The following is a 13102-nucleotide window of genomic DNA, read 5'->3' as shown; positions in this document are numbered from 1 at the left end:
CGATGTGGCCGAAAGATCAACCGGCGCGACAGCAGGGGCCGCGGGCAGGGCACCCGCGGCCGATCGGCCGGACATGGTGCGCAATGTCGTGCTGGTCGGCCATTCCGGGGCCGGGAAGACCACGCTGGTCGAGGCGCTGCTCGCGGAGACGGGCACCATCCAGCGTCCCGGCCGGGTCGAGGACGGCACGACGGTCAGCGACTTCGACGAGGTGGAGGTGCGCCAGCAGCGTTCCGTCAACCTGTCGGTCGCCCCCGTCGTCCACAACGGCATCAAGATCAATTTTCTGGACACCCCCGGGTACGCGGACTTCGTCGGCGACCTGCGGGCCGGGCTGCGCGCGGCCGACGCGGCGCTGTTCGTCGTCTCCGCGGCCGAGGGCGTGGACGGGCTCACCCGCATGCTCTGGGAGGAGTGCGCACTCGTCGGGATGCCCCGCGCCGTGGTCATCACCAAGATCGACCACCAGCGCGCCAACTTCGACGAGGTGCTCGCCACCTGCCAGGACGCGTTCGGCGACGGCGTGGCGCCGCTCTACCTGCCGGTGGACGGCACCGGGCTGCTCGGCCTGCTGTCGCATCGGCTGTTCGACTACAGCGGCGGGCGCCGGACCGAGCGGGAGCCGGACGCCGACCAGCTCGCGCTCATCGAGCAGTACCGCGGCGACCTCATCGAGGGGATCATCCAGGAGAGCGAGGACGAGTCCCTGATGGACCGCTACCTCTCCGGCGAGACGATCGACACCAAGGTGCTCATCGACGACCTGGAGAAGGCGGTCGCCCGGGCCGGCTTCTACCCGGTCCTCGCCACCGCGCCGGGCGTCGGCATGCTGGAGCTGCTGGAGATCGTCACACAGGGCTTCCCGTCGCCTCTGGAGCACCCGCTGCCGAAGATCACCTCGATCGACGGCAAGCCGTGCAGGCAGATCACCGCCGATCCCGACGGCCCTCTCGTGGCCGAGGTCGTGAAGACCACGAGCGATCCGTACGTGGGACGGATCAGCCTGGTCCGGGTCTTCTCGGGCACACTGCGCCCGGACATGACGGTGCACGTCTCCGGTCACGGCCTGGCCGAGCGGGGGCACGAGGACCACGACGTCGACGAGCGGGTGGGCGCGCTCTCGTCGCCGCTCGGCAAAGCGCAGCGGACCCTGGGCAAGTGCGTCGCCGGGGACATCTGCGCGGTCGCCAAGCTGTCGCGGACCGAGACGGGCGACACGCTCTCGGACAAGGACGACCCGCTGCTGGTCGAGGCGTGGACCATGCCGGAACCGCTGCTGCCGGTCGCCGTCAGGGCCAGGTCGAAGGCCGACGAGGACAAGCTCAGCCAGGCCCTGAGCCGCCTGGTGGCCGAGGACCCGACCCTGCGGCTGGAGAACAACGCCGAGACCCGCCAGCTCGTGTTGTGGTGCATGGGTGAGGCGCACTCCGACGTCCTGCTCGACCGCCTGGCCAAGCGGCACGGGGTGGAGGTCGAGAAGATCGGCCTGCGCGTGCCGCTGCGGGAGACGTTCGCCGGCAAGGCGCAGGGCCTGGGGCGCAACGTCAAGCAGACCGGCGGCCACGGTCAGTACGCGATCTGCCACATCGAGGTCGAGCCGCTGCCGTCGGGCGGCGGGTTCGAGTTCGTGGACAAGATCGTGGGCGGCGTGGTGCCGAGGCAGTTCATCCCGTCCGTGGAGAAGGGCGTGCGGGCCCAGATGGAACGCGGGGTCGTCGCCGGCTATCCGATGGTCGACGTGCGCGTCACGCTCTACGACGGCAAGGCCCACTCGGTCGACTCCTCCGACATGGCCTTCCAGATCGCCGGTCAGCTCGCGCTCAAGGAGGCCGCGTCCAAGGTGGCGACGCACCTGCTCGAACCGGTGGACGAGGTGTCGGTGCTCGTGTCGGACGAGTACGTCGGAGCCGTGATGTCCGACCTGTCCTCCCGCCGCGGCAGGGTGCTCGGCACCGAGCCGGTCGGCACCGGCCGCACGCTCGTGCGCGCCGAGGTGCCGCAACTGGAGATCACGCGGTACTCGATCGACCTGCGGTCGCTGTCCCACGGGGCGGGCACGTTCAGCCGCTCCTTCCTTCGGTACGAGCCCCTGCCCGCCCACCTTGCCGACAAGGTGGCCGCGACGGGCGAGTAGCGGAGCGATTCGCAGCCCCGGCGGCCCGCCTCCCGGCCGCCGGGGTTTTCGCAGCTCACCCATGCCGTCGCCGACGCCGGGTTTCGCGCCTCCCGGGTAAGGGGAGCCCCAGAAGGTGCCCCGCGTCACGTCTGTATCACAAATGTATTTCGTTTTTCTGGCTAAACCGCTCTTTTGCCGATGTAAGACTTGTGGCCGGACTTACTGGCAAATCGGAGGGGTAGCCACGTGACCGAGCGGAGACAGGTCGTCCGCCCGCTGATCGCGACCACCGTCATCGCCGCCCTCGCCGTCGGAGCCGCATACACGTTCGGTCCCGGCGCCCAGGCCGAGAAGGTCAGCGCCGAGAAGGACGGCCGTACGGCGGTGCCGAAGGCGACGCGGCAGCACGTCGACGCGGAGACTCTCACGGCGGCGGCCACCTGCGCCACCAGCGCGCAGTACCCCAAGCGCCAGCTTCGCGGCGTCTGGATCGCCACCGTGCACAATCTCGACTGGCCGTCGAAATCGGGGCTGTCACCCGATAGGCAGAAGGCCGAATATGTGAAACTCCTCGACAACGCGGTCAAAAGGCATCTGAACGCGGTGTTCTTCCAGGTGCGGCCCGCCTCGGACGCGATCTACCGCTCGTCGCTGGAGCCGTGGTCCCAGTGGCTCACCGGCACGGCCGGCAGGGACCCGGGCTGGGATCCGCTGCCGTTCCTCGTGGATGAGGCCCACAAGCGCGGCCTGCAGTTCCACGCGTGGTTCAACCCGTACCGGGCGGCCGACTCGGCCTCCTCGAAGCTGCCCGCCGGGCACCCGGCGCTGCTGCATCCCGACTGGACCGTCAAGCACGAGGGCAAGCTGTACTACAACCCCGGCCTGCCGCAGGTGCGCGACTGGGTGACCAAGGTCGTGACGGACGTCGTCAAGCGCTACGACGTCGACGGCGTCCACTTCGACGACTATTTCTACCCCTACCCCGGCCAGGGCACGCGCTTCGCCGACCAGGCCGCGTACAAGAAGTACGGCAAGGGCCTGACGCTGGCCGACTGGCGGCGGCGCAACGTGAACCAGCTCGTCGCCCAGGTCTCGCGGGCGGTCCACACGGCCAAGCCGTACACCGTCTTCGGGATCAGCCCGTTCGGCATCTGGCGCAACAAGAACGAGGACCCGGCGGGCTCGGCCACCAAGGGCATGTCCGCCTACGACTCGATCTACGCGGACGCCAAGGCGTGGATCAAGGCGGGCTCGGTCGACTACGTGATGCCCCAGCTCTACTGGCCCCGGGGATTCGCCGCCGCCGACTACTCCGTGCTCGCCAAGTGGTGGGCCGACGCGGTGAAGGGCACCGGCGTCGGCCTCTACATCGGGCAGGCGCTCTACCGGGTGGGCACCGCCGACACCCCGGCCTGGACCAAGGCGGGCGAGCTGCCCGCCCACCTCACACTGAACCGCAGGTATCCGGAGATCTCGGGCGACGTCTACTTCAGCGCCGCGCAACTGGTGAAGAACCCGCTGGGCGTGCTCGACCGGATCGTGAAGAGCCACTACGCCCGCCCGGCGCTGCCGCCGGTGCTCAGGCAGGGGTCCGCGCCCGCGGCCCCGCGCGGGGTGAAGGCCGCCGGTGGGACGCTGACGTGGCAGGCCCAGCCGGGCGCCCAGTCATACGGGATCTACCGGGTGACAGGTAAGAACGCCTCCTGCGCCACGGCGGACGCGCGCAACCTGGTGGCCGTCGTGGCGGCGTCCCAGGCTCCGTCGTACGCCACCCGCGGCCCCGGCGCGTATTACGTCACCGCCGTCGACCGCCTCGGCAACGAGAGCCCCGCGACCCGGGCCTGACCACCCGGGCCGCGGCCCTGCATCCGCCGGAACGGGTCGCCGTGGATTGCTGCGCGGCCGTCAGCGGGTCCGATAGCGTGGTCGCGAGTTTTTTCAAGATCACGCACCGGGACTGCACGTACGGGGACTGCGTATACGGGGACTGGGGGTCGCCGGTGAGAGGCACGTGGATGAAGCGGGCGGTCGTCGCCGTGGTGTTCGGCGTGTCGGCCGTGGCCTCCGCTCCCGCGGCGTCCGCGTCCGCCGGGCTCACCGCCGCGTCCGCCGGGCTCACGACCGCGTCCGCCGGGCTCACCGCCGGACCGGCGACGGCGGCCGGTGAACGGGTCGTGCTCGTCGGAATCCCCGGCCTGATGTGGAGCGACGTCACCCCGGCCGACACCCCGAACCTCTGGCGGCTCGCCGGTGACTCCGCCGTCGGCTCCCTGTCGGTGCGGGCCGTGCGCAAGGACACCTGCCCGTACGACGCCTGGCTCACGGTCTCGGCCGGGGTGCGGTCGGCGGTGGGGGGAGCGTGCGGCATGGCCCCCACGCCGAAGGCCGACGGCGAGGGGGCGGTGATCCCCGAGTTCTCCTGGCTGTGGGAGGTGCGGGAGCAGCGCGAGGCGGGCACGCTCGGGCAGGCTCTGCACGCGGCCGGGCGGACGACGATGGCCGTCGGCCCGGGAGCGGCGCTCGCGCTGGCCGACCGCGAGGGCCGGGTGGACGTCTACGCCCCCTCCCCCGCCGAGGTCGCGCAGTGGACGCGCGGCGACGTGGTCGCCGTGGAGATCCCCGACCTCGTGGCGCCCTACGTCTCCGGCGACCGGCTGACCGACGTGCCCGAGCGCCTGCCCGCCGACGCGCGGCGGGCCGCCGCGCGGGCGGCCGACGCGAAGCTGGGCGCGTTCCTGCCGCGGCTCGGATCGGCGACGGTGCTGGTCGCCGGGCTCTCCGACCACGGTTCCGTCCCCCACCTCAGAACCGCGATGCTGCACGGCCCCGGCAGTGACCCCGGCAGTGCATCCAGCGGCGGACCGGCGCGGACGCTCGGCGCCCGGTCCACCCACAGGGACAACATGATCATCCTGCCGGACATCACCGCCACGATCCTGGCCAGGACCGGGGTGGCCGCTCCCCCGGCCGTCGTCGGCGTGCCGGTCGAGACCCACGCGACGGATGCGAACCTGGACGAACGTGTGGCGGCCCTGCGCACCGCCGACGTCGCCGGGCAGACCATCCGCGACACGACGGGCGTCTTCTTCACCACGCTCGCCGTGCTCCAGGTGGTCTTCTACGTCACCGCGTTCCTGCTGCTGCGCCGCCGCGACGGGCTGCCCGCCGTACGGGCCGCCGCCGTGGCGCTCGCCGCGATCCCCGTCTCGACCTATCTCGTTAACCTCACCCCGTGGGCCCGTACGGCGCAGCCCGCCGTCATGCTCTTCGCCTCGATCGCGGCGATCGCCGTGGCGCTGACCGTGGCGGCCCTCGCGGGACCGTGGCGGCGCGGCGTGCTCGGGCCGCTGACCGTGATCGCGGCGGTGACCGCTGCCGTGCTGCTCGGCGACCTGCTGACCGGCACGCCCCTGCAGCTCAACAGCCTGATGGGCTACACGGGCGTGGTCGGCGCCCGCTACTACGGCCTCGGCAACATCCCCTTCGCGTTGCTCGCCACGGCCGTGCTGCTCGTCACCACGGCCGCCGCCGACCGGCTGGTCAGGGCGGGTCGCAAGACCGTCGCGGTGGCTCTGGTCGCCGCGCTCGGGGCCTTCGCGATGCTGCTCGACGGCTGGCCGGGCGTGGGCAGCGACTTCGGGGGCGTCATCGCCTTCGTCCCGGGCATCGCGGTCACCGCCCTGATCGTGGCGGGCAAGCGGGTGTCGATCGTCAAGCTGGGCGCGTTCTGCGCCGCGGGCGGCGTTCTGGTGATGGCCATCGCCTACCTCGACTATCTGCGTCCCCCGGCCAGCCAGACGCACCTGGGCCGCTTCGTGGGGCAGGTGGCCGACGGCACGTTCCTGCCGGTGATCTCCCGCAAGCTCGGCGCGATGCTCTCCACGCTGCTCAGCCCCAACCTGATGCCCGTGGTGATCACCGCGTTCGCGTTCCTCGTCTTCGCGCTGCTGCGGCCGGGGGCGGCGAGCGCCGGCGTCCTGCCGATCGCGTTCGAACGGGCGCCCATGCTCAGGGCAGGCCTGCTCGGCGCGCTCGTGAGCGGCCTGGTCGGCATGCTCGTCAACGACTCGGGGGCCGCGGTGCTGTCCATGGCCCTGGCTCTGGCCGTGCCGCTCGTCCTCAGCGCCGGCATCCGCGCCCTGCAGCACGGCGAGGCGGTCCTGCCCGCCGGATCGCCGGGCCCGGCCGCGAGCCCCGCGGCGGCCTGACGGCCGTCCGGGCAACCGGGCTCGTGGCCGAGGAGCGGTCGGTCAGGAGGCGGGCCAGGCCTCGGCGAGCAGGTCGCGCGTGTCGCGCAGCAGTTGCGGCAGCACCCTGGTGTGCCCGACCACCGGCATGAAGTTGGTGTCGCCGCCCCACCGGGGCACCACATGCTGGTGAAGGTGGGCGGCGATGCCCGCGCCCGCCACACCGCCCAGGTTCATGCCGACGTTGAAGCCCTGCGCCCCGCTCGCCTTGCGCAGCGCGTGCGTCGCGCGCTTGGTGAACTCGGCCAGCTCTGCCGTCTCGGGCCCGTCGAGGTCGGCGTAGTCGGACACGTGCCGGTAGGGGCACACCATCAGGTGCCCGGAGTTGTACGGATAGAGGTTGAGGACGGCGAAAACGGCCGATCCCCGGGCCACGATCAGCCCGTCCTCGTCGGGGAGCCGGGGAATCTCGCAGAACGGGCAGCCCTCATCCGCGCCGGACCCGCTGGGCTTGTTCTCGCCCTTGATGTAGGCCATCCGGTGCGGGGTCCACAGGCGCTGGAAGCTGTCGGGAATCCCGGCGCCCGCCTGCTCGATCGGCTCTGAATCCACGGCCGCGATCTCCTCCGCTCCCGTTGCCCCGGTGCGTTCAGCACTGGCAGCAGCATATGACCCCGCGGATCTCCTCTCACCGGCCGGGTTGCACCAGACTCTCGACCATCAGGGCCGCACCCACCCGGACTCTCGACCACCCAGACTCTCGACCACTCAGCCCGCGACCACCGGGGCCGCGACCACCGGGGCCGCGACCGACGGACACCGATATCCGCGGACACCGGACGGCTCGGGTGATCATCGGGCAGAATGCACCTGCCGGACGCCCACCCCCCGAGGAGCCGTCACATGAGCGAGGCCGCCGCCGTCGTCGAGGAGCGAGTGGAAGACCAGACCGACGCGTACGCCGAGGGGAGCCTCGACGACCCGGCGGGCGTGGAGGCGGCCGTTCCGGCCGAGCCGGACCTCTCCCCGGAGACGCCGAGGCCCGGGACGCCGGCCGCCGACGTCCTCAAGGGCCGGATCAAGGTCGCCGACGAGGTGGTGGAGAAGGTGGCCGCGCTGGCCGCCCTTGAGATCCCCGGCGTGGCCGACCTGGGTGGCGACCTGGAGCGTGCCTTCGAATCCGTGCGCGACCGCATCGGCGTGGGGACCAAGCGGGCGACGCAGGGCGTGCAGGCCAGCATCCAGGACCGGCAGGTCTCGGTCGACGTGACCATCGTCATCGTGTACGGCCACGTGGTGATGGACGTCGCCACCGAGGTCAAGGTCAACGTGGCCAGGTCGGTGAGCCGGATGCTCGGCATGCGCGTGGTCGAGGTCAACGTGACCGTCGACGACGTCCGCCTCCCCGGTCAGGACGCCCCCGGCGAGGACGCCCCGGCCGCCTGAGCCCGCCCGGTGTAGGCGCGGTGCTGGCCCAGTGCTGGCCGGTGTCAGCGCGGTGCCGGCCGGTGTCAGCCGATATCGGCCCGGTGCCGGTTTGGTGCCGACCGGTGTCCGGCCGGTGCCGCCGGAGGACCTTCCCACAGCCGCGGGATTCCCCACGCTGCCGGGAGGAGCGAGAACGCGGGGGCCCCGGATGGGGGCCGCCCGCGTTCGCGGCGATGACGGGTCAGACCTGGACGCGGCGGCGGACCGCGTCGACGATCTCGTCGATCGCCTGGTCGATCGGCACACCGTTCTTCTGCTCGCCGTTGCGGTAGCGGAAGGACACCGCGCCGGCCGCGATGTCGTCGTCGCCCGCGAGCAGCATGTACGGCACCTTGGCCTTCTGGGCGTTGCGGATCTTCTTCTGCATGCGGTCGTCGCTCTCGTCGACCTCGATCCTGATGCCCTGCTCGCGCAGCCGCTTGGCGACGTCCTGCAGGTAGGGCGCGTGGGCGTCGGCGATCGGGATGCCGACGACCTGCACCGGGGCGAGCCACGCGGGGAACGCACCCGCGTAGTGCTCGACCAGCACGCCGAAGAAGCGCTCGATCGAGCCGAACAGCGCGCGGTGAATCATGACGGGCTGCTGCCGGGTGCCGTCGGAAGCCTGGTATTCGAGGCCGAAGCGCTCGGGCAGGTTGAAGTCGAGCTGGATGGTCGACATCTGCCAGGACCGGCCGATGGCGTCCCGGGCCTGCACCGAGATCTTGGGCCCGTAGAAGGCCGCGCCGCCCGGGTCGAGGACCAGCTCCAGCTTCTCGGACTCGGCCACCTCCCGCAGGGTCTGGGTGGCCTCCTCCCAGGTCTCGTCGGAGCCGACGAACTTCTCCGGGTCCTTGGTGGACAGCTCCAGGTAGAAGTCCTCCAGGCCGTAGTCGCGCAGCAGGTCGAGCACGAACCGCAGCAGCGAGGTGAGCTCGTCGCGCATCTGCTCGCGGGTGCAGTAGATGTGCGCGTCGTCCTGGGTCAGGCCGCGTACGCGGGTGAGGCCGTGCACGACGCCCGACTTCTCGTAGCGGTAGACCGTGCCGAACTCGAACAGCCGCAGCGGCAGCTCACGGTAGGACCGCCCGCGCGCCCCGAAGATCAGGTTGTGCATCGGGCAGTTCATCGGCTTGAGGTAGTAGCGCGCGCCCTCCAGCTCCATGGGAGGGAACATGCCGTCGGCGTACCAGTCGAGGTGGCCGGAGATCTTGTAGAGGTTGTCCTTCGTGATGTGCGGGGTGTTGACGAAGGAGTAACCCGCCTCCTCGTGCCTGCGGCGCGAGTAGTCCTCCATCACCCGGCGGATCACGCCGCCCTTGGGGTGGAACACCGGCAGGCCGGAGCCCAGCTCGTCCGGGAAGGAGAACAGGTCGAGCTCGGCGCCGAGCTTGCGGTGGTCGCGCTTCTCGGCCTCCTCCAGGAGCTTGAGGTACTCGTCCTGCTTCTCGCGGGTCTCCCAGGCGGTGCCGTAGATGCGCTGGAGCTGCGGGTTCTTCTCGCTGCCCCGCCAGTAGGCGCCGCCGGACCGCATGAGCTTGAAGGCCGGGATGACCCGGGTGCTCGGCAGGTGCGGCCCCCGGCACAGGTCCTTCCAGCACAGCTCGCCCGACTTGGCGTCGAGGTTGTCGTAGATGGTGAGCTGGCCGCCGCCGACCTCGACGTTCGCGCCGTCGGCCGCGTCGGCCGCGCCGCCCTTGAGCCCGATGAGCTCCAGCTTGTACGGCTCGGCGGCGAGCTCGGCGCGGGCCTCGTCGTCGCCGATCGGGCGGCGCCGGAAGGTCTGCCCCTGCTTGACGATCTCGCGCATGCGCTTCTCGATGCGCTTGAGGTCGTCGGGGGTGAACGGCTCGCGGACGTCGAAGTCGTAGTAGAAGCCGTTCTCGACCGGCGGGCCGATGCCGAGCTTGGCGTCGGGGAAGATCTCCTGGACGGCCTGGGCCATGACGTGCGCGGTGGAGTGGCGCAGGATGGCCCGGCCGTCGGGGCTGTCGATCGCGACCGGCTCGACCACGTCGCCCTCGGCGACCTCGGTGGCCAGGTCGCGCAGCTCGCCGTCGATCCGGGCGGCGATCACCGACCTGCCGTCGGCGCCGAGCGCCTCCCCGGCCGTCGTACCCGCCGCCACCACGCGCTCGGCTCCGGCGAGGGTGATGCGTATCTCAAGGGCGGCGGACACGGTGGCTCCTTAGGACAGGTCGGCGCATGGATCTCGGATGGCCGCGCGCCCGAGGCGGCGGCTCCGGTCGCATCCGATGCTACCGGTGCCGTCGCCCCCGAATGGCGGTGATGCGCCGCGTCCGCCGCCATGCCCGCCGCCATGCCCGCCGTCGGACTCGCCGCCGTCCCCGCTGCCGACTCGCCTCCCGGAATCAGTAGGGCCACGTCCAGTCGCGGATCTCGGCGGGGTCCTCGCCGAACTCGCGGGTGTACGCGCGGGCGCGCAGCCGGGCGTCGGCCATGCGCTGGCGCAGGTGGGCCGTCCTGCCGCCCAGGCCGGGCACCCGGTCGATCACGTCCATCACCAGGTGGAAGCGGTCGATGTCGTTGAGCATCGCCATGTCGAACGGCGTGGTCGTGGTGCCCTCCTCCTTGTAGCCGCGCACGTGCAGGTTGTCGTGCCCAGTGCGGCGGTAGGTCAGGCGGTGGATCAGCCACGGGTAGCCGTGGAAGTTGAAGATGATCGGCTTGTCCGTGGTGAACAGCGCGTCGAACTCGGCGTCGCTCATGCCGTGCGGGTGCTCGGAGGCCGGCTGCAGCCGCATGAGGTCGACCACGTTGATCACCCGGATCCGCAGTTCGGGCAGGTGCTCGCGCAGCAGCGCGGCGGCGGCCAGGGTCTCCAGCGTGGGCACGTCACCGGCGCAGCCGAGCACGACGTCGGGCTCGGCGCCCGCGTCGGTGGAGGCCCACTCGAGGATGCCCAGCCCGCGGGTGCAGTGGACGACCGCCTCGTCCATGCTCATCAAGTCGAGCACGGGCTGCTTGCCCGCCACGACGACGTTGACGTAGTCGCGCGAGCGCAGGCAGTGGTCGGCGACCGACAGCAGGGTGTTGGCGTCCGGCGGCAGGTAGACCCGGACGACCTCGGCCTTCTTGTTGAGGACGACGTCGAGGAAGCCGGGGTCCTGGTGGCTGAAGCCGTTGTGGTCCTGACGCCAGACGTGGGAGGACAGCAGGTAGTTCAGCGAGGCGACCGGCCGCCGCCACGGGATCTTGCGGGAGGACTCCAGCCACTTGGCGTGCTGGTTGAACATCGCGTCCACGATGTGGATGAACGCCTCGTAGCAGTTGAACAGCCCGTGGCGGCCGGTCAGCAGGTAGCCCTCCAGCCAGCCCTGGCACTGGTGCTCGCTGAGCACCTCCATGACCCTGCCCCGGGGGCCGAGGTTCTCGTCGGTCGGCAGCAGGGCGGCCTCCCACTCCTTGTCGGTCGCCTCGAATACGGCCGACAGGCGGTTGGAGGCGGTCTCGTCCGGGCCGAGCAGCCGGAAGTTCGCAGGGTTGGCCGCGATGACATCGCGCAGGAACGCCCCGAGGACGCGGGTCGGCTCGCTGGAGGCGCTCGCCGGCGCCTTGACCTCGACCGCGTAGTCGCGGAAGTCGGGCAGCACGAGCGGGCGCAGCAGCTCCCCGCCGTTGGCGTGCGGGCTGGCGCTCATCCGCAGCGGCCCGTCCGGGACGGTCCGCGTGATGATCTCGACCGGACGTCCGTCGACGTCGAAGAGCTCTTCGGGCCGGTAGGAGCGCATCCACTCCTCCAGGGCCTCCAGCCGGTCGGGCCGGTTCCGCACGTCGGTCAGCGGCACCTGGTGGGCGCGCCACGTGCCCTCGACCGGGAGCCCGTCGACCTCGCGCGGCCCGGTCCAGCCCTTCGGCGTACGCAGGATGATCATCGGCAGCGGGCCGCGGTCGGCCATCTGCTCGAAGACGGTGTCGAGGGTCTCGGCCATGAGCTCGTGCATCTCCGCCGGTTCCTGGCCGGCGACGATGTGCGGGCGGTAGCCGTACCCCTCGAAGAGCTTGACCAGCTCGTCCTCCGGGATCCTGGCCAGCACGGCCGGATTGGCGATCTTGTAGCCGTTCAGGTGCAGGATCGGCAGGACCACCCCGTCGGTGTCCCGGTTGAGGAACTTGTTGGAATGCCAGCCGGTGGCGAGCGGGCCGGTCTCGGCCTCGCCGTCGCCGACGACGCAGGCCACCACCAGGCTGGGGTTGTCGAAGGCCGCGCCGTACGCGTGGGAGAGGGCGTAGCCGAGCTCGCCGCCCTCGTGGATGGAGCCCGGCGTCTCGGGGGCGACGTGGCTGGGGATGCCACCGGGGAAGGAGAACTGGCGGAAGAGCCTGCGCATGCCCTCGGCGTCCTGGGTCACATGGGGGTAGCGCTCGGTGTAGGTGCCTTCGAGCCACGCGTGGGCGACCGCCGCCGGGCCGCCGTGACCGGGGCCGGCGATGTAGATCATGTCCTGGCCGCGCTCCCGGATGATCCGGTTGAGGTGCGCGAAGCAGAAGTTGAGCCCCGGCGTCGTGCCCCAGTGGCCGAGCAGCCGCGGCTTGACGTGCTCGGGGCTGAGCGGCTCGGTCAGCAGCGGGTTGTCCATCAGGTAGATCTGGCCGACGGACAGATAGTTCGCGGCCCGCCAGTAGGCGTCGATGTTCCCGTATGCGTCCATGCCCCTGACACTTTCCCAGCGGTGGCGGGTGAACCAGGGTCTTTCGCCCACAAAACAGCGTGCCCACCGACGGTAGTCTTGGCGCCATGTCCGGCACCCGATGGCTCGACGAGGAGGAGCAGCACACCTGGCGTTCCTACCTGCGGACCAGCCAGCTCCTGCAGGAGGCCCTCGAACGGCAGCTGCAGCGCGACTCGGGCATGCCGCACGCCTACTACATGATCCTGGTGGTCCTCTCCGAGTCGCCCGGGCGGACCATGACGATGACCGAGCTGTCGGCCATCCTCCAGTATTCGGTGAGCCGCCTGTCCCACGCCGTCTCCCGGCTGGAGGAGAAGAGCTGGGTGCGGCGGCTCAAGCGGCCGGAGGACCGGCGAACGACCGTCGCCGAGCTCACCGACGAGGGCTTCGCCGCGCTCGTGGAGGCGGCGCCGGGCCATGTCGAGGAGGTCCGCCGGGTGCTGTTCGACCCCCTCACCCCTGGTCAGGTGCGGCAGTTCGGCGAGATCCTCGACACGATCCTGTCGGCCTTCGAGTACCACAGGGCCGCGGAGGCCGAGGGTTCGCCCGCGCTCGACGCCGCCGCCCAGTGAGATCCGACCGCACCGAGATCCGGCCGCAGCGAGATCCGGCCGCACCAAGATCCGGCGCAGTGAGAT

At 71.2% G+C, this 13102-nt stretch carries 8 protein-coding genes; 5 read left to right on the top strand and 3 right to left on the bottom strand.

What is annotated here, in order from left to right; translation table 11 throughout:
- Window positions 1-4: 4 nt before the first annotated feature.
- The 3 genes from FLX07_RS30720 (at window position 5) to FLX07_RS30710 (ending at window position 6324) form a co-directional block, all read left to right on the top strand.
- Complete coding sequence (locus FLX07_RS30720) at window positions 5-2134, top strand: elongation factor G-like protein EF-G2 (protein ID WP_142575184.1); 2130 nt, start codon at window positions 5-7, stop codon at window positions 2132-2134.
- A 228-nt stretch (window positions 2135-2362) separates the two neighbouring features.
- Window positions 2363-3961 (top strand): glycoside hydrolase family 10-like protein, encoded by a 1599-nt coding sequence (locus tag FLX07_RS30715; RefSeq protein WP_142575183.1) that lies wholly within the window; start codon window positions 2363-2365, stop codon window positions 3959-3961.
- 170 nt (window positions 3962-4131) lie between these two features.
- Window positions 4132-6324 (top strand): hypothetical protein, encoded by a 2193-nt coding sequence (locus FLX07_RS30710; RefSeq protein ID WP_142575182.1) that lies wholly within the window; start codon window positions 4132-4134, stop codon window positions 6322-6324.
- 42 nt (window positions 6325-6366) lie between these two features.
- On the opposite strand, the gene FLX07_RS30705 is transcribed toward FLX07_RS30710, so the two are convergent.
- Window positions 6367-6915, bottom strand: a complete 549-nt coding sequence (locus FLX07_RS30705; RefSeq protein WP_229689701.1) for an HIT family protein — start codon at window positions 6913-6915, stop codon at window positions 6367-6369.
- Window positions 6916-7206: 291 nt separating this feature from the next.
- Here FLX07_RS30705 and FLX07_RS30700 point away from each other — a divergent pair, with 291 nt between their 5' ends.
- Window positions 7207-7749 (top strand): Asp23/Gls24 family envelope stress response protein, encoded by a 543-nt coding sequence (locus FLX07_RS30700; protein ID WP_142575180.1) that lies wholly within the window; start codon window positions 7207-7209, stop codon window positions 7747-7749.
- Between the two features lie 223 nt (window positions 7750-7972).
- Here FLX07_RS30700 and thrS read toward each other — a convergent pair whose 3' ends face one another.
- Both thrS and FLX07_RS30690 read right to left on the bottom strand, forming a co-directional pair.
- Window positions 7973-9949 carry a threonine--tRNA ligase gene (gene thrS, locus FLX07_RS30695; protein WP_142575179.1) on the bottom strand — a complete coding sequence of 659 codons (1977 nt, stop codon included), beginning with the start codon at window positions 9947-9949 and terminating at the stop codon, window positions 7973-7975.
- Between the two features lie 193 nt (window positions 9950-10142).
- On the bottom strand, window positions 10143-12443 hold the full coding sequence (locus FLX07_RS30690) for a phosphoketolase family protein (protein ID WP_142575178.1): 2301 nt from the start codon (window positions 12441-12443) through the stop codon (window positions 10143-10145).
- 86 nt (window positions 12444-12529) lie between these two features.
- Here FLX07_RS30690 and FLX07_RS30685 point away from each other — a divergent pair, with 86 nt between their 5' ends.
- On the top strand, window positions 12530-13036 hold the full coding sequence (locus FLX07_RS30685; RefSeq protein ID WP_142575177.1) for a MarR family winged helix-turn-helix transcriptional regulator: 507 nt from the start codon (window positions 12530-12532) through the stop codon (window positions 13034-13036).
- Window positions 13037-13102 lie beyond the last annotated feature (66 nt).

Origin of the sequence: Microbispora bryophytorum, assembly GCF_006874465.1 — a bacterium.
GTDB classification, from domain to species: Bacteria; Actinomycetota; Actinomycetes; order Streptosporangiales; family Streptosporangiaceae; genus Microbispora; species Microbispora bryophytorum.
This window is presented reverse-complemented; position numbering and strand designations above follow the sequence as displayed.